Genomic DNA, 18,764 nt, shown 5'->3' on the forward strand with positions numbered 1-18,764 from the left:
TTTATCTGTACAAAAAATTAAGCGGGTTTGGTAACTGGCTGATAAGGAGCGTAGCCTGTCACTTCTAATTTATATCCGGAAAGGCTTGGTGTAGGGCTTGGGTTTGCTAGCAAGCGCATCTTGCCAACACCAATATCCTTGAGGATTTGCGCGCCAATTCCATAACTTCTGAAATCAGTTTTGCGGGTTAATGGGATTTTGGTCTCATCTTGTGTTTGATTTAGCTTTTGAAACTGCGCCAACCAATCTGCATCGTTAGGCGCTGCAATGCCTGAAGCATTAAGGAGTACTGCTACACCAGCTGGAGAGTTAGCTAACTGCTCTAGGGCCTTAGCCAGGGGCCATGAATGGGTGCTGACATCGGCATCTAAAAAATCTAATACGGTAACGGGCTCGTGAACTCGTACCAAGGTTTCTTGTGCTTCAGATGGCTGGCCGTGCACGAGTGCAATATGAATGCAAGAGCTGGGAGTATCGCGGTAAATAATTCCTTGAAACTTTCCCCAAGGCGTTACAAATTCTCTTTGGCCTTCTCGAACCACAATACTTTCATGTTGACTGCGGTATTGAATCAAGTCCGCAATGCTGCCAATCTTAAGTTGATGTTCTTCTGCAAATTTGAGAAGGTCAGGCAAGCGTGCCATGCTGCCATCATCTTTCATGATTTCGCAGATGACAGCAGTAGGAGAGCATCCAGCCATGGCAGCCAAATCACAACCTGCTTCGGTATGACCGGAACGGATGAGTACGCCACCGGGCTGTGCCATTAAAGGGAAGATATGGCCAGGTTGCACTAGATCGCTCGGTTTGGCATTGGGCGCGACCGCTGTTTTAATGGTTAGGGCGCGATCTGCAGCAGAGATTCCAGTCGTTACTCCAGTTGCTGCCTCAATAGAGACTGTGAAATTGGTACCCATCGATGTGCCGTTGTCGCGCACCATCAGCGGAAGATTGAGTTGCTGGCAGCGCTCACGTGTGAGGGTGAGACAGATTAAGCCGCGGCCATGTTTGGCCATGAAATTGACTGCTTCGGCTGTGACATGATCTGCAGCCAGAACTAGATCCCCTTCATTTTCACGATCTTCTTCGTCAACGAGAATGACCATCTTGCCGGCACGGAGTTCGGCAATGATTTCTTCAGTAGGGGCGAGCTTATTTGGCATAGCCCTCTATTTTAAGCTGATGAGGTCAAAATCGTGGTCCTCCTACAGTGAAAATCTCGCTTTCTGACGGTAAAAGCTTGAGAACGGGGTTTTGATGGTTTTTAGGGTCTTGGAAAATAGCTCATGCGCCCACCCATACCGAATGGCTTCATCTTGTTAGAAGTGTTAATTGCGATGAGTCTGATTCTAGGGTCCTGGATGGTATCGGTGGGGGTCTTCCAAGGCCTAGCCCTTCGCTCAACCCAAGATGAGGCTAGGCGACACGAGTTGAGAAAGGCTTTCGATGCTTACGAGACTTCGAGTAGTCATTCAAATAGCGGCAATCTTATTCATAAAGGCGCAAAAAATGAGTCTTCTCGAGTGTCTAGTCGGAATCGCGCTGTGCACAATTCTGCTCACTCCGTTACTCCAATCCGCCGCTGATTTAGTCGTCCATCAAATTCAGTATGAAAAAAAGCAATTACTGATTTCAGAGGCAGATCGGGCATTTGAAATAATCGGTCGCGCTATTCGTATTGCAGGTTACCGCAACATCAAGTCATCACATCTTGCTAGCAATAAAGCCCAAATTCAATGGATAGAACTAAGTAAGAGAGTGGGCTTTCGTGGGTCTGATGCAATAACAGTGAGACATGAATTATCTGATGGCATTGATTTTGATTGCATTGGAAATAACTTAACAGTGGATCGCACAAAAAATCATTTAGCCCTTCAGGGTTTTTTGGTGGATAGGCAAGCATCGGCTCCAAAAGGAGTGAAGGCGAACGGAGGTTCATTGATATGCCAGTCACTAGATCGCCAGGGACGCTTACAAAACACTACTTTGATGAATGGCGTGAACACCCTGTTAATTGAGGAGCTTGATGTAGCCAAGGACAGCGGGGAGCGCTTATTCAAGGTGGGGCTAGAGATGACAGATGGGGCTTCATTAAACCTCAGGCTAGAACGGACCTTCAGGACCAGGAATCTATTGTGATCTTGGCTTGGGTCATTTCTTTATTACTGTTGTGCTCATCGCTGGTGATACATCTCGAAAAGTTGACTGCTTTAAGAATAATTGAATTAAACACTATCGAATTCTCACAGAAAAAATTGATGGCATCAGAAAAGGCCATATTGGATTGCCAAAATAATTTGAGTCATTTATCTCAGCTCCAAGACAATGCTTGTTTTATCGAGCCTACAGGAAAAAATCAGTGGCGCATTTCTAGTAAGGAAAAACCGACCATTCAGGTATATGTGAATATGGATGAAACTACTGGGTTTATTACTCGCCTTAATTGGCGTCAAGTATTTGAATAAACCACGGCACTTTTCTTTATGTGATTCTGGAGCAAGTTTGCTAGAACTCATGGCAGTGATTTTGATTATTGCCATATTGGCCGTCATCACTATGCCCTTACTTCAGCAGCAAATTGCTGTTCGAGAAATCGATACTGTTGCACGCCGATTTATTGCTCATGCCCACTTCGCCCGTCAGCAAGCTCTTCATCTAGGTGAGCCGGTACGACTATCGCCACATCCATTAAATCATTGGGAAAGCGGCTGGGTCGTCTCTAGTGGATGCATAGGTAAAACAGTTCTCGCTAGATGTATTCCAAAACCTTGGTTTTCTCAAGGAAAGATAGACCCCGTTTACTTTAAGGGAGGGGGTAAGCAATTTACTGACCCTCACACTGGAAAGCTTGGGATTTTATTTAATGCTGCCGGGGCAGCCAAGACGGCGCAGGGTGGGTTTGTAGCAAATCGCTTGATCTTAGGTCATCACCGCCTTGTGGACTTGGAGCGCCAGTTGATCTTGGGGAGTGGAGGACGTTGGCGCATCTGTGATCCTCAAAGAGATGCAAAGCGTTGCCATTGAATGGTTTAATAGACCCATGTACAGCGCTGTTGATCACCAATGGATGGGCGAGGCCTTAGGCGAGGCTCAAAAGGCCCTCTATTTAGCTAATCCTAATCCACGAGTGGGTTGTGTCATCGTTAAAGATGGGCAAGTCATAGGACGCGGGCACACTCAAAGGGTCGGTGGCGCGCATGCAGAAATTCAGGCGATTGCCGATGCAAAAGCTAACGGAAAAGATATTGCCGGCTCAACCATCTATGTCACTCTAGAGCCTTGTAGCCATACTGGTCGTACACCGCCCTGCGTTAATGCGCTTGTGGTTGCAAGGCCAGCCAAGGTGATTGTGTCCATGTTGGATCCGAACCCATTGGTTTCTGGCGGGGGATTAGCAAGACTCACAGATGCAGGCATCGAAGTGCAATGTGGTTTATTGGAGTCTGAAGCACAAGCAATCAATCGAGGATTTATTTCTCGGATGACCAGGGGCTTGCCATGGGTGCGCATGAAGATCGCTGCCAGTCTTGATGGCAAGACTGCATTGCCTAATGGTCAAAGTCAGTGGATTACCGGTCCGCTTGCGAGAGCAGACGGACATCATTGGCGCGCACAAGCCTGTGCGATTGTTACAGGCGTTGGTACAGTTAAAGAGGATGATCCTAGTCTCAATGTGAGAGAGGTGAGCACGCATCGTCAACCTTGGCGCATCATCGTCGACTCCAAATTAGAGACCCCACCCAATGCCCAGATTTTGAATGATCTTCAAGATTCGGGAGTCATCATTGTTTGCGCCGCTTTGGATGACGTAGATAAAGTAGCAAAAGCAAAGCAATTTCAGAAGCGTGGCATTGAGGTCATTGCTTTTGCAAACCCTCAAGGCAAAGTTGATTTGCCCAAACTATTTACTTATCTTGCTCAAGAACGTGAGATGAACGAAATTCATATTGAATCCGGCTTCAAGCTCAACGGATCGATGCTCAGAGAAGGTTGTGTGGATGAGCTCTTACTCTATTACGCACCATTTTTCATGGGTGAGGGTATAGGGATGGCTAACGTGCCAACATTGCCTAATTTAAGTACGCGAGAAGACTGGCGCATTCTCGATCAAAGCATGATCGGTACTGATCTACGCATTAGACTAATAAAGAATTAAAATCCCCGTATGTTTACAGGAATCATTACTGCCGTAGGTCAAATCAAAAGCACCCAACCCAAGGGCGATGGCTTACATTTGGTCGTTGAGGTGCCAGACGGCTATTTGGATGACGTTGCTTTGGGCGATAGCATTGCGATACAGGGTGCCTGTATGACGGCAACGAATTTTGAGGGCAATACTTTTGCGCTTGATATTTCTCGAGAGTCTTTAAATAAAACGATTGGCCTAGACAAAACAGGTCCAGTGAATCTCGAAAAAGCACTCCGTTTAAATGATCGCTTGGGCGGTCATTTGGTGAGCGGGCACGTAGACGGCGTTGGAAAAGTGACTCATTTTTCGCAAGTAGCAAATGATGCCTATGGCTCATGGCTACTGCGAATAGAGGCACCTAAATCTTTAGCGGGGTTTTTGGCTTATAAGGGCTCGATCGTAGTCAACGGCGTTTCTTTGACGGTCAATAAAACAGCAGACAGTGCCAGTGCTTGTGTTGTTGATATCAACCTCATTCCTCATACCTTACAAAGCACCACCCTGGGTATGTTAAGGCAAGGTGATGCAGTGAATCTTGAGGTGGATTTAATTGCGCGTTATGTTGCACGTATGCTTGAAACTCAAGCAAAGTAATACGCTCTAATCTTTAAAGCCTCTACTTTATTTTTTTTGATAGCGAGTTGGGTCAATCACATTGGCCTGCTTAAAGCCAATTTGCCTAAGGCGACAAGATTCACATTCACCACAAGCTTCACCTAAGTCATTGGCTTGATAGCACGATACTGTTTGCGAGTAATCTACCCCAAGCGTGCTGCCTAGTTGAATAATCTCAGCCTTAGTTAAGCTGATGATCGGGGCGTGTACCCGAAAGCGATTTTCATTATTAATGGCCTCAACACCGGCCTTAGTTGCTAGATTAGCCATGGTTTCAAAAGAGGCTACATACTCGGGACGGCAATCTGGATAGCCCGAGTAATCCACTGAGTTAGCCCCATAAAACACATCTAAGCCACCTAGTGATTCAGCCCATCCTAAAGCAAGTGATAGCAAAATCGTATTACGCGCAGGGACATAAGTGACAGGGATCTCTTGATCTTTGCCTGGGGTCGTAGGAACGGCAATGGATGAGTCAGTTAAGGCTGAGCCACCAAAGCGGGTTAAATCTAAATTTACCACCTCATGACGAGCGACACCAATTTGCTTGGCGATATGTTTAGCAGCAGCTAATTCAGATGAATGACGCTGACCATAGCCTACGGAGAGCGCATAAGGGGTGTAACCCAAATCTTTTGCAAGAGCTAGAACCGTAGTGGAATCTAGACCACCAGAAAATAAAATAACAGCTGGCGCGCCATCTTTACGTGGCGCTAGATTTTGATATGCAGCTGATAACGAAGACATAGTACAGATTACTTCGTAGCAGCCATCAGTTGCTGCGCATCTTTAGCTGCATCAGTGTCTGGGTATTTAGCAATAATTTCACTAAAGGTTTTTTTGGCCGCTGCTTTGTTGCCACTCTCTAATTGCGAATTGCCTAATGTCACCATGGCCGCAGGAATACGAGGATGGTTGGGATAGCGCTTAATGAGGCTTTGAAGTTGGCTAATCGCGCCAGCATAATCTTTGTTGGCGTATTTGCTATTGCCGCTCCAGTAAAGTGCGAGAGGCAAATAAGGACTCTTAGGATACTTTGCTGCAAAGGCGGAAAAACCTTCATCTGCCTTTTTGAGATTGCCTGCCTGGAATGCTTTTAAGGCATCGTCATACGCTTTTTTCTCGCCAGGCTGCACGGTGCCGCTCAGACCTTCAATGGTGATTGTGCGAGGCTCAAAATTACCTAGACGCGTATCCAGATCTTGGTAATACGTCTTTTGGCTACTGGAGATGTCTTCACCTTGCTTTTCGAGATTTTCAAGCTTGCCACGCAGCTCAGCATTTTCTGTTTTGAGCTTGTCAATCTCGCCTTGTAATTCCAGTTGCGTGGTAGCCAGTGACTTACGTAAGTCGAGAATGGCCTTGCGTGCTTCATCATCTGAGAAGAGTGCCCATGCACTATTGGATGCGCCCAAGCAAATGACGGCGGCACTTAAACAAAACGCTCGTGAGAGCGTTTGTTTGAAAGCTTGTGAAGAAGTTTTCATTTAGTTCGTAATATAAACAATGTCAGCGCGGCGGTTTTCTGCAAAAGCGGCTTCACTATCACCTTCAGCTTTTGGTTTCTCTTTACCAAAGCTGACCGCTTCCATTTGATCGTCAGAAACACCCATCAAGTTCAATGATTTGCGAACAGCGTCTGAACGTCGTTGGCCAAGTGCCAAGTTGTATTCAGCTGTACCGCGTTCATCAGTATTACCTTGAATAATGATTTTTTGTTTTGGATTAGCCTTTAAGTAGCTAGCATGTGCAGATAACATCTTTTGATATTTAGTCTGCACGGTGTATTCATCAAAGCCAAAGTAGACACTCTTCTCAAAGAGTGGGCTCTTAGGATCATTCCATGGCTGGGAGCCGTAACTCCCGCTGCCACCACTGCCGTTAGCTCCATCAACGTCATCTAGTTTCACGCTTGAACAGGCTGCCATTAAAAATGCGGTAGCTCCAATCAGGGCGAATGTTGCGGCACGGCGTGCGATAGACACTTTCATGATTTTCCTTTTTCCTACTAACTGTATTAAGTTGCTCGAGAGGCATATAGCCAATAGACAATATTATGCCCCCAAGCGCACTAAAAGTACGTATTTGACCTACAGAATGCGGTTTTTGAGAGCAGGGTCTCTTATAAAAGGGTCATTAGTCCATAAATGGACCCCAGGAAGGCTGACGGACGTCAGATCCTGGAATGCTGAGCACTTGTTTAGAGTTTCCATCTACTGAAACTGCTGCCAAGACCCTTTTGCCGCCCACTTTGGTGGAGTAAAGAACGTAACGACCGTTAGCAGCAAAAGAGGGGGATTCATCGCTAGTGCCATCAGTTAACGCTTGAGAGTCGCCAGTAGCTAAATTCAGAATGTAGAGACGATAAGCGCCTCCGACATTGGCAATGTAGGCTAAATATTTGCCATCTGGTGAAATTCTTGGTGATGTGACAAAGCCTTGCTTGAAGGTAACTCGTTTAGCACCTTCTACTTGCTCACCTTCAGCACTCATGCGATAGATTTGTGGGTTTCCACCACGATCGCTTGTGAAATAAATATAACGACCATCAGCAGAATATTGGGGTTCGGTATCAATGGTATTCCCACGAGTGAGGCGATGCAAACCACTGCCATCAGCATTGATGCCGTAGATTTGAGTATTGCCATCCTTTGATAAGGAAACGGCCAATTTTTTACCATCTGGTGACCAAGCGGGTGCGCTGTTATTTCCTTTTTGATTGGAAAGAGAAATGCGACGACCAGTAGCTAACTCATGAACGTAGATGACTGGCTTGCGATCTTCAAATGAAACGTAAGCTACTTTCTTGCCATCAGGTGACCAGGATGGAGAAATAATAGGCTCACTACTATTCATGGCATTGCGAATATTTTGACCATCAGCATCAGAGATGACTAAGCGATAGCGCTTACCATCCTTGATGACGTAAGACAGGCGGGTAGAGAACACGCCACGCTCACCCAATAATTTGAAGATGATGTCATCAGCGATTTTGTGAGCGACAGCGCGCAGATTATCCGCGCTGGAATTGAGATTTAAGCCCCCCAAGCCTTGAGATTTACGAATATCAAACAGCTTGTAATGAATATCAAATTGGCCATTGCCCGTTTGCACTACTGACCCCACTACTAAGGCATCGGCACCACGTGCAGCCCAAGATTTGTAATTCGGTGTGCCCTCATCACTTTCAGTGGCGTTGCCATTTTCAGTATTTTTAAAGTAACCACTACGTGCTAAGTCTTGGCGAATAATTTCAGTGATGTTGGTAGGTAATTTGTTTTCATCTTTGAAACGCATTACCGCAATTGGATAAAGAGATTGACCTACCCCGGTGATCTCAATATTCATTTGAGCCAATGCAGGTGTAGCAAAGCCACATAGTAGAGCGGCAACGATTGCGCTTAAGCTCAGTAACTTCAAGATCATCTTATTCATCGACTGCAACATGCTTTAGTCCTTGGGTTTAAAGGTCAATTTGACTTCGCGCTGTGGAATTTTGCCATTGTCATCTTTCGGCAAGCTTTCAGCACGTGACAGCGCCAATAGTACAGCGCGATCCCAACTGGCATTACCGCTGGAAGACAAAATACTGGTGCTCAAAATAGCCCCATCAGGAGCAAGGCTTACCTGAATGACTGCGGCTGGATTACCGCTGACAGATTCGGGATTAAAGACGATTAAAGGCTTCACCTTTTTAATGACTTTGTCTGTCCAGCCAGGAGGGGCATTACCGCCGCCCCCTACACCGCTACCAACCGTACCACCTTTGCCGCCTTCAGCGCCCGCAGCGGCGCGTAAACGGGCTAATTGATCAGCGCGTACTTTTTCTGCCGCAGCATTAGCTTTGGTTTCGGCTGGAGATACTGCCTCTACTTTTTTAGGGGCTTCCGCTTTTTTGGGTGTTTCTACAGGCTTTACCTTTTCCACCGGCTTAGGTTTTTCTTTTTCCTTTGGCGGGACTGGTTTAACTGGTTTTGGAGTCTCTTTAGCTGCCTCTACCTTTTTAGGCGGCTCTTTTTCTACCGGTTTTTTCTTTAAAGCAATATCTGCGGCCTCTTCTTTAATAGCAGTCTTGAGCTCTGGCTCTGGCGGAGTCTCCACTTGTGGAGCAGAGTCCCACAGTTCAACTTCAACACCAGCGGGTGTGCTGTTGTTCCAGCTAATACCAATCATGAGAAACGCGAGTAAACCTAAGTGCGCGATTAGTGAAAATGTAAATGCGCGCTTTGTACTTTCTTGTTTGGTAAAGCGTCCCCGCTTAAACGGAGCAGAAGATGATGGGAAAGTTTGCGCGCTATTCATGTGCAATTAAAGACTGGCCAATCCTTATTGAGTCTTGACTGCTAGGCCAACGCGTTTAATGCCGTTTTCTTTCAGCTTGGACATGACATCCATCACGGTTTCATACTTAATGGTTTTGTCAGCGGCAATCACAATCGGTTGATCAGCAGACTTCTCTGCTTGCGATCTAGCAAAAGCACCAAGCTCAAATTTGTTCAGGGTTTGCACGGGATCACCGTCTTTGCGAACAATCACATTTTCATTGGCATCGATAGTAAGAAACACGGGCGGCAAAGATTGCACCTTAGCACCGCCAACAGTCGGCAGGTTCACGACTCCAGGGTTCACCATTGGTGCAGTCACCATGAAGATCACCAGCAATACCAACATCACATCGATGTAAGGTACGACGTTGATATCGGACATTGCCCGACGTTTATTTTTTCTTAAAGAAGAACCGGCCATGATGTTCGCTTAGCGTCCTGAATTTTGACGTTGCAAAATGTTGGTGAACTCTTCAATAAAAGTTTCAAAGCGAATCGAGAGACGATCCACATCTGTTGCTGCGCGGTTGTATGCAACCACTGCAGGGATCGCAGCAAACAAACCAATCGCTGTCGCAATCAATGCTTCGGCAATACCTGGAGCCACAGCAGAGAGTGTCGCGTTCTGCACATTGGCTAAACCGCGGAAGGAATGCATAATGCCCCACACAGTGCCGAAGAGGCCGATGTAAGGAGAGACAGAGCCAACGGAAGCCAAGAAAGGTAGATTAGCTTCTAAGGTATCCATTTCTCGCTGGTATGTAGCCTTCATTGCGCGGCGGGCGGCATCAATTTCATGTACTTTCATGAACTCTTGCATACCGGCTTCAAAGATATGCTCCAAAACGGCATCACTGCGGGTATTGCGCTGAGCCGCCTCTAAAAGGGTATTGAGATCCCCGCCCGACCAGAAATCCCGCTCAAAACGCTCGGTATCTTGCCTAACCCCTCGTAAAACAGCGGTTTTCTTGAAAATAATGGTCCAAGAGGCAACCGACATCCCTAGTAATAACAACATTACTAACTGGACTAATAGGCTGGCATTGAGGACGAGGGAGAGGAATGAGAGGTCTTGTGTGGAGGTCATGGTGGATTTTGTATGATGTAGGTTGATTTTACTAAGTTAATTAACTCAGCAATCGAACTTATTCAGGATTATTACTATGTTTGACCGTCAAAACACCCTTGCCAAAACCGACCCGCAACTCTGGGCAGCTATTCAGAACGAAAACAAGCGTCAAGAAGACCATATTGAGCTGATTGCTTCTGAAAACTATACTTCTCCAGCTGTCATGGAAGCCCAAGGCTCCCAATTGACCAATAAGTACGCTGAAGGTTATCCGGGCAAGCGTTATTACGGTGGCTGTGAATTTGTCGACGTAGCTGAGCAATTAGCAATTGATCGCGTTAAAGCATTGTTTGGTGCTGAGGCGGCCAACGTTCAACCTCATTGCGGAGCATCTGCTAACCAAGCGGTGTTCTTGGCTTTCTTAAAACCTGGCGATACTTTTATGGGTATGAGCTTGGCTGAAGGCGGTCACTTGACTCATGGTATGGCTCTGAATATGAGTGGTAAGTGGTTCAACCCAATTGCTTATGGCTTAGATAAAAATGAAGAAATTGATTACGAGCAAATGGAGCGTTTAGCTCGTGAGCACAAACCAAAATTGATTATTGCTGGTGCATCTGCTTACTCTAAAAAAATTGATTTTGAGCGCATTGGTAAGTTGGCTAAAGAAGTGGGCGCAATCTTTATGGTGGACATGGCTCACTATGCTGGTCTAGTTGCTGCAGGCGTTTATCCAAACCCAGTGCCACATGCTGACATCGTCACATCGACTACTCACAAGAGTTTGCGCGGCCCTCGTGGCGGCATCATCTTGATGAAGGCTGAGCATGAGAAAGCCATTAACTCTGCAGTCTTCCCAGGCTTGCAGGGCGGGCCTTTGATGCATGTGATTGCGGGTAAAGCGGCAGCATTTAAAGAAGCAGCAGAGCCTGGTTTTAAAGATTACCAAAAGCAAGTTGTAGCGAATGCCAAAGCATTGGCTGAGACATTAATTGCTCGCGGCCTGCGCATTGTTTCAGGTGGTACTGACTCTCACGTGATGCTCGTTGATCTGCGTGCTAAGAAAATGACTGGTAAAGAAGCGGAACATGTTTTGGGTGAAGCGCATATCACTTGTAACAAGAATGGCATTCCGAATGATCCAGAAAAACCAATGGTGACTAGTGGTATTCGTTTAGGGTCACCAGCAATGACTACGCGTGGTTTTAAAGAAGCTGAAGCAGTTCAAGTGGGCAACTTCATTGCTGATGTTTTAGATAACCCAAATGATCCAGAGAATATTGCTAAGGTACGCGCTCAAGTTGCTGAGTTAACGAAGCGCTTCCCGGTTTACGGTTAAACAGCGATCAGTTAGAGATCCGACCTTGCGCTGCCCCTTTTGTCATAACGACGATACCCAGGTTCTAGATACCCGGGTATCGGATGAGGGCGATACCATTCGTCGCCGTCGCCGTTGTGCCAAATGCGACAAGCGTTTTACTACTTATGAGCGGGTTGAGCTCGTATTGCCTGCGATTGTGAAGAAGAACGGCAGTCGTGTGGAATACAGTCATGATAAGTTAGCAAGCTCTCTGAAGCTAGCTCTCAGGAAACGCCCAGTCTCATCGGATTCTGTTGATGAATCCATTGCCCGCATTGAAGAAAAACTCCTCAGCCTAGGTGAAAAAGAGATCCCTAGCGAACGCGTTGGTGAGTTGGTCATGCGTGAGCTCAAGCGTCTTGATAAAGTGGCCTATATCCGCTTTGCATCGGTTTATCGCAGCTTTGCAGATATTGAATCCTTTGAGAGCGCACTTAAAGAATTGAAATAACTAACGGTGATCGCTAAAGAGCGGAAATAAAAAAGGACTGCATTGCAGTCCTTTTTTGCTAGTTGTTATGACTAGATGATTGTTATTTCAATTGGGCAAAGATTGAAGTGGTAATGTCTTCTACGCTACCGGTGCCGCTGACCTTGCGATAGGCTGGTGCCTTGACCTTATCAGCTGCATTGGCTTGTGCGGCCCATGAAGAGTAGTACTCAACGAGTGGACGAGTCTGATCGTCATACACTTGCAAGCGCTTACGAACGGTTTCTTCTTTATCGTCATCACGCTGAATCAATGCATCACCAGTCACATCATCTTTACCTTCCACCTTAGGTGGGTTGTATTTGATGTGGTAAGTGCGGCCTGATGCAGGGTGAACACGACGTCCACCCATGCGATCAATAATCGCATCAAACGGAACATCGATTTCTAAAACGTAATCGATTGGAACGCCAGCATCTTTCATGGCTTGTGCTTGAGGAATGGTTCTTGGGAAACCATCAAACAAATAACCTTTGCTGCAATCCGGTTGAGTTAAGCGATCCTTCACTAAACCAATAATGATGTCGTCAGAAACTAAGCCGCCCGCATCCATAATTTTTTTAGCTGCGACACCAAATTCGGTTCCTGCTTTCACGGCAGCGCGCAACATATCGCCTGTCGAGATTTGTGGAATCGCAAATTTTTCGCAAATAAACTGAGCTTGTGTGCCTTTTCCAGCACCCGGTGCACCGAGCAGAATCAACCGCATTGTTTTCCCCTTAGAAGAGCTGACATTGTCCCGTATTTTGTGGGGATCCTTATTGACTAACGCCTAGGATTATCCCCGAGTAGGCCGGAGACTCCTCTAGAGACTAGGTATTGCCTAGAAGCTGCCTGACTCTTTCTAGGTCATCAAGGGTATCCACCCCTGCTGGAGGGGCCTCTGGGGCCGTATGAACAGCGATTCGGTACCCATTCCAGAGGGCGCGTAACTGTTCTAGTGCCTCAGCTTGCTCAGGTGGAGCAGGGTCAAGTCGGGTATAGGCCTGCAAAAAGTCAGCTCGATAGGCATAAATGCCCAAGTGCCGAAGATGTTCTGTTTTGATCAATTCTTGAGGGTCTCGAACGTATGGAATAGGGGCGCGAGAAAAATATAATGCCTCGCCTTCTCTGTTCAGTACTACTTTGACTACATTGGAATTATCAATTTCTGATGGTTCGCTAATCAGAACGGCAACTGTCGAGATAGCGCATTGAGGATGTTCAGCTAAGGTCTGCGCAACTTGGTTAATTAATTCTGGTGGAATAAGCGGCTCATCACCTTGCACATTGACTACTAATGCATTGCTAGGAAGTTTGAGTAGTTGCGCAACTTCTGCAATGCGGTCAGTACCAGTAGGATGATCTGGGCTAGTGAGTAAACATTCAATGCGATGCTCATCACAGGCTGCTTGTATTTCCGGAGAGTCTGTCGCCACAATAACACTGTGTGCGAGTGATTGTTTAGCGCGTTCTGCAACGCGTACTACCATTGGTTTACCGCCAATATCGGCTAAAGGTTTTCGAGGCAGTCTAGTAGATCCCAGTCTGGCCGGAATGACCACTAAAAAATCAGGCGCTTTAGGTGCAGTGCTCATAGCAATATAAATCTAGGCAACTTCGTCAGCGCTGAGGCTGCGAGCTTCATCTACCAACATGACAGGCACGTCGTCACGAATGGGGTAAGCCAAGCGATCTGCTTTGCAAATGAGCTCGTGCTTTTCAGTATCTAAATGCAGTTGGCTTTTACATAGAGGGCAAACCAAAATGTCGAGTAAGCGTTTATCCATCATTTTCTTCCGTGAACAGTGTGAGCCTAGTTTGTAGTCCGTAATTATTAAACTAGTTTAGCGCTATATAGCTATAGGGTATACCGATGGGGATCGGGTCTTTGTAAGATGGATTGCAGCCACTCGACGAAGTTTTCTGGCAGATGGAGTGACATCGGTACTACCCAGATCCGTTCATCTGATATTTCGGCGCATTTAACCGCATCTTTTTCTGTAATCAGAAGGCACTGGGCTTTCACTTTGGCGAAAAACTCTGGCGTGTATTGTGCATGATCAGGCAAAGGAATCTGTTTGCAGGTGACACCTTGTTTTGCTAGGTCATCAAAAAAGCGCTGTGGATTACCCAGACCTGCGATCGCTGTCATGCTCTTTGGTAAAAATTGCTCAGCGATCTGCTCTAAGGACTGGGTATTGGCATGATCAATCAGCTGATAAGGTCTACCCAAGTAAGTGCCTAAAGAAAAAGCACGTCTCCCCAAGAAATACTCATCCAGAATGCCAGTTTTTTTCTCATTAAAACTTGGGTTACCAGTAAAGAGGGTTGCATCACGGTCGCGAGTGGCAGGTTCACGCAATGGCCCCGCTGGAAGTAGAAAACGATTTCCTTCGCCGCGGCTATCGCGCACAACAAATTCAATATCGCGGCCGCCTTCACGTGCTGGCCAGCGAGTTAGCCCTCGGTGCTGCAAGCCATCATCGCTAATGATGACATCCACCTCAGGTGAATGTTTGAGTAAAGCCTGAATACTTTGTTGACGCTTTGGATAAACCCAAATCGGGAATTGATTGTCAGTACGCTTGGCGATTAACACTGGCTCATCACCGACTAAGCTTGGGCTGGAATCGCTGCGTACTAATAGCGGGGCAGTTTGGGAAGAAGAACCGTAGCCTCTACTAATAATTCCAGGTTTCCATCCCAATTGACTTAAGCGCTTAGCTAAGGCAATCACAATCGGCGTTTTTCCTGTGCCACCTACGCGAATGTTGCCCACAATAATGATGGGTACTGGTGTAGGTTTGGTTCTAACGATACCTAAATCGTGGATGAGTTTGCGGGCGCGCAGGATCAAACCATAAAGCCAGGATAGAGGCCAAAGCAGCAGACTGGTTGGCCCACGTCTTTCCCAAAACTTGGGTGCTTTACGAAAGAGTGAGAATGACATGATGGGTTTTTGGCCTGAGTTTATTTTTTCGTTTGACTACTAAAAACGATATTACTCAGATTAGCATCTCTTGCGGCTTCTAGGGCAGTCATGACTGCTTGATGTGGTGCTTTGGCATCGGCATCAATATTGACTTGAAGATTGTTGCCGCCTTGTTCGGTGAGCTGCATTAAAGCGGTGCTCATTTGTGTTGGGTTAATCACCTTGCCGTTAATTGCAAAGCGCCCATCACGACTAACGGCAATATGAATTTGCTTTACCTCTGCCTGATTTTCACTGCCGTTGGCACTAGGAAGGCTAATGGCTAATTCTTGATAGCGAGTAAATGTCGTTGAAATCATCAAAAAAATGAGAATGACTAACAACACATCAATAAACGGGATCAGATTAATTTCTGGTTCTGTAGAGACAGAACTCGCCCCTAAAGAAAATCTTTTTCTGGAGTGTGGGTGGGTATCTAACCAACTCATTGCAAAGAGCTCATCATGGATGACTTACTGCGCAGCATCACTTGGATAGAGTTTTTTGAATAATTGACGGGTGAACTCTTCGCATTCACGTTGACGCTGATTTGCCATTGCGCGTAAACCGCGCCATGCGGCTAAAGCAGGAATAGCAATGAGTAAACCAAAGGCTGTGTTGTACAACGCTACTGAGATGCCGTGCGCAAGTTCTTGTGGGCTGCCCGCTACGCCATTGACTGCCCCTTGACTGCCAAAGATTTCAATCATGCCTACTACTGTGCCAAATAAACCTAATAGAGGGGCAACAGTAGCAATGGTAGCCAGCGCACCTAGATAACGATCAAGTTTTAACCAAGTAGCCTGTGCAAGTGCTTGTAGTTCTTCTAGTGCGACAGCAGCACTACTACCACTAAGCTTTTCTTTTAATACACAGGCAAACAAAGGAGTGGCTGGAGAAAGCTGTGCTAATTCGGTAACTTGGGCTTCAGAAACGTTTTTTTGGTTGGCGATCTGATTGCACATGCCAAAAGTGAGTTCTAGACTACCCTTTGGAAAAATATGAATTTGGCGCAGGTACCAGCTACGCTCAATCACAATCGCTAGGCCGATAATAGAGATGATCAAAAGAGGCCAAATGGGCCAACCGGCAGATAGTAAGATTGAGTACATAAGGTCAGTACTTTAGCTGAATTGAGATGCCCATTTCAGAAAGCTAGCCTGTGGATAACTCTGTGCAAAACTTTTTGTTATAGGTGGTGTAAGTCCTTGATTGATGGTGAAAGGGGCGGGAAGATGCCCAAAGTCCCATCAATGGATGGAAAAAATTACCGATATAAATCAATGGGTTGAAAATTATCTGTTGGATTTATGAGACGTTTTGGGTCAGTAATTACTTACTTCTTGTCGTTAAACCAAGGGTCAATGGGCCTCTGTGGATATTTATTGCTCGCCAAGGCAGGCGGTGCTGGGAATAAAGAGAAAAAATGTCGGAAATGACTAGGGAAATTCTGAGTGTTGGCGATCTAAACCGTGCCATTGCGGCCTCTTTAGAGGATCGCTTCGATACCGTTTGGGTTAGCGGGGAGATTTCCAACTTCAAGGCATATGACAGCGGGCACTGGTATTTCTCGTTGAAGGATGAAGAAGGCCAGATTCGTTGTGTCATGTTCCGAGGGCGCAATGGCCAAGTAGGCTTTATGCCCCAATCAGGAGATTTAGTCGAAGTTAGCGCCAGTTTGGGCATGTATGTCCCGCGCGGTGATATTCAGCTCACGATTCAAACCTTGCGACGTGCTGGTATGGGTGGCTTATACGAAGCCTTTTTAAAACTCAAAGCCAAACTTGCTAAAGAAGGATTGTTTGACGAGGGGCGTAAGCGTGAGATTCCAACGCATCCCCGTTCGATTGGCATCATCACTTCACCACAAGCAGCAGCATTAAAAGATGTACTTAGTACATTAGCAAGACGCGCACCGCATATTCCAATTGTGATTTATCCAACTCTTGTGCAAGGCCCTGATGCATCTGCCGGAATTATTAAAGCATTAAAGGCTGCCGAAAAAGAGCAAGCAGTTGATGTCATTTTGTTAGTGCGTGGTGGGGGTAGCATTGAAGATCTCTGGGCATTTAATGATGAGCAATTAGCATATGCAATTGCACAATCTAGTATTCCGGTGGTGAGCGGCGTTGGACATGAAACGGATTTCACGATCGCCGATTTCGTAGCAGATCTACGTGCACCCACACCAACAGGGGCTGCAGAGCTGGCTGCCCCACGCAAGGACCAGATGTTGCAAGAGCTCGAGGCTATCAAGCAAGCTTTGCTACAGCGCATCAACCAGCGTATAGAGCGTGAGGCTCAGACTTTAGATCAATTGGCACTTCGTTTGAGTCATGCGTTGCCAAATCCGGATCGCATGCGAGAGCAGATTGCTGGTTGGCAACAGCGCTTAAATCAAGCTTGGTCAGTGCGTATGGAAAACTGGAAACGAAATCAAACATACTATCAATCGCAGTTAGAGATGCTTAATCCACAAAGAACTCTAGAGCGTGGATATGCAGTGATCTTGAATAAGGAAAATGATCAGCTACATGCAGTGCGTAATCCTGCTGAGCTTAATACCCAAAATACTTACCAGATACGTTTAGCTGGTGGGCGCGTGGATATCAGAGTTGCTGAGGTGGCGAAGGCTAATTCAGATAGTAAATAGTGGTATTTTCTTAGTTATTATACAAATATTTTTCTGTATAATAACTAGATGATAAACTCATTCTATAAGCCACTCTCCCTAACTGCACAAACTGCTTATGCGGAGTTACAGGATCAGCTACGTATACACAATATTGATCGTCTTAGAGTCTTGCCTGGTGCGTTTCACAAGCAAACTCAAAAAGGGAAGTCTTACATTTACTATGGCTATCGTGATTTAGATGGTTCTGGGCGGATGGCATATGTGGGCCCAGAGGATCAGCGTGTAAATGAGTTAATTCAAAAGCATCAAGCGTTAAAGGGTGATGAGTTAAGTCAAAAGATCAAGGGTTTGGCTAAATCTGCTGAGGCATTGGGTTGTGCTAGCACCTTAACTAAGCATTTTAGAGTGGTTAATCGTCTTGATCAGTATGGTTTTTTTAGAGCGGGTAGCATTCTAATTGGAACCCATGCTTTTCTTGCTATGGGCAATATGCTTGGCGTGAAATGGCTTTCATCTAATTTAACAATGGATGTCGATTTTGCGCATGCTGGAAAAAATGTATCGATTGCACTGGGCGCTAATGTCAAAATTTCAGTACACGACGCTCTCAATTCCCTGGAGATGGGTTTACTTCCTATTGCAGAATTTTCGGGTAAGACGGGTGCTCAATACCGCAATCCGAAAGACCCAGAATTACGTTTGGATTTTGTGACTCCTCAAACCCGCGATGGTGGACCCGTGATATTGCCAAATTTGGGTTTAACTTTGGAATGCTTAAAGTTTATGGAGTATTCCTTAGTGGGTACAACTCAAACTGTTCTACTTTCGAAAGAGGGCGCCTGTATGGTTAATATCCCAGCTCCTGAGCGTTATGCTGTTCACAAACTGATTATCTATGGAGAGCGTCCATTAAATGAGCACGCTAAAGCAAATAAAGACTTGGGGCAGGCTGCAGCAATTTTTAAAGCACTATTTGATATGGGTAATGGAGACCTTGTGAGATCTGCGTGGTCAGATGCCCTATCACGAGGGCCTGGTTGGGTTAAAAGACTGAATCAGGGGAGGGCTGCTTTACTTAAACGCTACCCGGAATTATTGGCTTTGGCTAATGAGTAAGCATTGTTAGAA

The 18,764-nt window shown here is 46.1% G+C and carries 23 protein-coding genes; 9 read left to right on the forward strand and 14 right to left on the reverse strand.

Annotated elements, in window-relative coordinates; translation table 11 throughout:
* Positions 1–17: 17 nt before the first annotated feature.
* Complete coding sequence (gene ribBA / locus PNUC_RS01405) at positions 18–1,163, reverse strand: bifunctional 3,4-dihydroxy-2-butanone-4-phosphate synthase/GTP cyclohydrolase II (RefSeq protein ID WP_011902112.1); 1,146 nt, start codon at positions 1,161–1,163, stop codon at positions 18–20.
* Positions 1,164–1,509: 346 nt separating this feature from the next.
* Between ribBA and PNUC_RS01410 the strand changes: the two genes are divergently transcribed.
* The 5 genes from PNUC_RS01410 (at position 1,510) to PNUC_RS01430 (ending at position 4,783) form a co-directional block, all read left to right on the forward strand.
* Positions 1,510–2,139 carry a hypothetical protein gene (locus tag PNUC_RS01410; protein ID WP_143070012.1) on the forward strand — a complete coding sequence of 210 codons (630 nt, stop codon included), beginning with the start codon at positions 1,510–1,512 and terminating at the stop codon, positions 2,137–2,139.
* Between the two features lie 119 nt (positions 2,140–2,258).
* The gene (locus PNUC_RS11080) at positions 2,259–2,465 is read left to right on the forward strand and encodes a hypothetical protein (protein WP_223245935.1); all 207 of its coding nucleotides are present in this window, start codon (positions 2,259–2,261) and stop codon (positions 2,463–2,465) included.
* Positions 2,458–3,024, forward strand: coding sequence for a GspH/FimT family pseudopilin (locus PNUC_RS01420; protein ID WP_223245936.1), 567 nt, complete (start codon positions 2,458–2,460; stop codon positions 3,022–3,024). The genes PNUC_RS11080 and PNUC_RS01420 overlap by 8 nt, the downstream gene beginning before the upstream one ends.
* A gap of 16 nt (positions 3,025–3,040) precedes the next feature.
* Positions 3,041–4,156: a bifunctional diaminohydroxyphosphoribosylaminopyrimidine deaminase/5-amino-6-(5-phosphoribosylamino)uracil reductase RibD gene (gene ribD, locus PNUC_RS01425; RefSeq protein ID WP_011902116.1), complete on the forward strand. Its 1,116-nt coding sequence runs from the start codon at positions 3,041–3,043 to the stop codon at positions 4,154–4,156.
* A gap of 9 nt (positions 4,157–4,165) precedes the next feature.
* Positions 4,166–4,783, forward strand: coding sequence for a riboflavin synthase (locus tag PNUC_RS01430; protein ID WP_011902117.1), 618 nt, complete (start codon positions 4,166–4,168; stop codon positions 4,781–4,783).
* A gap of 27 nt (positions 4,784–4,810) precedes the next feature.
* Here the strand turns inward: PNUC_RS01430 and queC are convergent, their stop codons facing one another.
* From queC to tolQ, 7 genes are all read right to left on the reverse strand, one after another.
* On the reverse strand, positions 4,811–5,551 hold the full coding sequence (queC, locus tag PNUC_RS01435; protein WP_011902118.1) for a 7-cyano-7-deazaguanine synthase QueC: 741 nt from the start codon (positions 5,549–5,551) through the stop codon (positions 4,811–4,813).
* An 8-nt stretch (positions 5,552–5,559) separates the two neighbouring features.
* Positions 5,560–6,291: a tol-pal system protein YbgF gene (gene ybgF, locus PNUC_RS01440; RefSeq protein ID WP_011902119.1), complete on the reverse strand. Its 732-nt coding sequence runs from the start codon at positions 6,289–6,291 to the stop codon at positions 5,560–5,562.
* Entirely contained in the window at positions 6,292–6,795 is a 504-nt protein-coding gene (gene pal / locus PNUC_RS01445; protein WP_011902120.1) for a peptidoglycan-associated lipoprotein Pal, read from the reverse strand. It lies immediately after the preceding gene.
* A 145-nt stretch (positions 6,796–6,940) separates the two neighbouring features.
* Positions 6,941–8,251 (reverse strand): Tol-Pal system beta propeller repeat protein TolB, encoded by a 1,311-nt coding sequence (gene tolB, locus PNUC_RS01450; RefSeq protein ID WP_011902121.1) that lies wholly within the window; start codon positions 8,249–8,251, stop codon positions 6,941–6,943.
* Between the two features lie 3 nt (positions 8,252–8,254).
* Positions 8,255–9,106, reverse strand: a complete 852-nt coding sequence (locus PNUC_RS01455; protein ID WP_011902122.1) for an energy transducer TonB — start codon at positions 9,104–9,106, stop codon at positions 8,255–8,257.
* Positions 9,107–9,130: 24 nt separating this feature from the next.
* Positions 9,131–9,550, reverse strand: a complete 420-nt coding sequence (tolR, locus tag PNUC_RS01460) for a protein TolR (protein ID WP_011902123.1) — start codon at positions 9,548–9,550, stop codon at positions 9,131–9,133.
* Between the two features lie 9 nt (positions 9,551–9,559).
* Complete coding sequence (gene tolQ, locus PNUC_RS01465; RefSeq protein ID WP_011902124.1) at positions 9,560–10,216, reverse strand: protein TolQ; 657 nt, start codon at positions 10,214–10,216, stop codon at positions 9,560–9,562.
* Positions 10,217–10,292: 76 nt separating this feature from the next.
* Here tolQ and glyA point away from each other — a divergent pair, with 76 nt between their 5' ends.
* Positions 10,293–11,537: a serine hydroxymethyltransferase gene (gene glyA / locus PNUC_RS01470; protein WP_011902125.1), complete on the forward strand. Its 1,245-nt coding sequence runs from the start codon at positions 10,293–10,295 to the stop codon at positions 11,535–11,537.
* Between the two features lie 25 nt (positions 11,538–11,562).
* The gene (gene nrdR, locus PNUC_RS01475; RefSeq protein ID WP_011902126.1) at positions 11,563–12,009 is read left to right on the forward strand and encodes a transcriptional regulator NrdR; all 447 of its coding nucleotides are present in this window, start codon (positions 11,563–11,565) and stop codon (positions 12,007–12,009) included.
* Between the two features lie 82 nt (positions 12,010–12,091).
* Here the strand turns inward: nrdR and adk are convergent, their stop codons facing one another.
* The 6 genes from adk to PNUC_RS01505 all read right to left on the reverse strand — a co-directional run bounded on the left by adk (position 12,092) and on the right by PNUC_RS01505 (position 16,113).
* A complete protein-coding gene (gene adk / locus PNUC_RS01480; protein WP_011902127.1) occupies positions 12,092–12,757 on the reverse strand; it encodes an adenylate kinase in 666 nt (221 codons plus the stop codon).
* Between the two features lie 103 nt (positions 12,758–12,860).
* A complete protein-coding gene (gene kdsB, locus PNUC_RS01485; protein WP_011902128.1) occupies positions 12,861–13,625 on the reverse strand; it encodes a 3-deoxy-manno-octulosonate cytidylyltransferase in 765 nt (254 codons plus the stop codon).
* Between the two features lie 12 nt (positions 13,626–13,637).
* Complete coding sequence (locus tag PNUC_RS01490) at positions 13,638–13,817, reverse strand: Trm112 family protein (protein WP_048812040.1); 180 nt, start codon at positions 13,815–13,817, stop codon at positions 13,638–13,640.
* A 71-nt stretch (positions 13,818–13,888) separates the two neighbouring features.
* Positions 13,889–14,980 (reverse strand): tetraacyldisaccharide 4'-kinase, encoded by a 1,092-nt coding sequence (lpxK, locus tag PNUC_RS01495; RefSeq protein WP_011902130.1) that lies wholly within the window; start codon positions 14,978–14,980, stop codon positions 13,889–13,891.
* Positions 14,981–15,000: 20 nt separating this feature from the next.
* The gene (locus PNUC_RS01500) at positions 15,001–15,450 is read right to left on the reverse strand and encodes an ExbD/TolR family protein (RefSeq protein WP_011902131.1); all 450 of its coding nucleotides are present in this window, start codon (positions 15,448–15,450) and stop codon (positions 15,001–15,003) included.
* Between the two features lie 24 nt (positions 15,451–15,474).
* Positions 15,475–16,113, reverse strand: coding sequence for a MotA/TolQ/ExbB proton channel family protein (locus PNUC_RS01505; RefSeq protein WP_011902132.1), 639 nt, complete (start codon positions 16,111–16,113; stop codon positions 15,475–15,477).
* A gap of 314 nt (positions 16,114–16,427) precedes the next feature.
* On the opposite strand from PNUC_RS01505, the gene xseA reads away from it, so the two are divergent.
* Both xseA and PNUC_RS01515 read left to right on the forward strand, forming a co-directional pair.
* Positions 16,428–17,654 carry an exodeoxyribonuclease VII large subunit gene (gene xseA / locus PNUC_RS01510; RefSeq protein WP_011902133.1) on the forward strand — a complete coding sequence of 409 codons (1,227 nt, stop codon included), beginning with the start codon at positions 16,428–16,430 and terminating at the stop codon, positions 17,652–17,654.
* Positions 17,655–17,702: 48 nt separating this feature from the next.
* A complete protein-coding gene (locus PNUC_RS01515; RefSeq protein ID WP_011902134.1) occupies positions 17,703–18,752 on the forward strand; it encodes a nucleotidyltransferase family protein in 1,050 nt (349 codons plus the stop codon).
* Positions 18,753–18,764 lie beyond the last annotated feature (12 nt).

It is taken from the genome of Polynucleobacter asymbioticus QLW-P1DMWA-1, from assembly GCF_000016345.1.
GTDB classification, from domain to species: Bacteria; Pseudomonadota; Gammaproteobacteria; order Burkholderiales; family Burkholderiaceae; genus Polynucleobacter; species Polynucleobacter asymbioticus.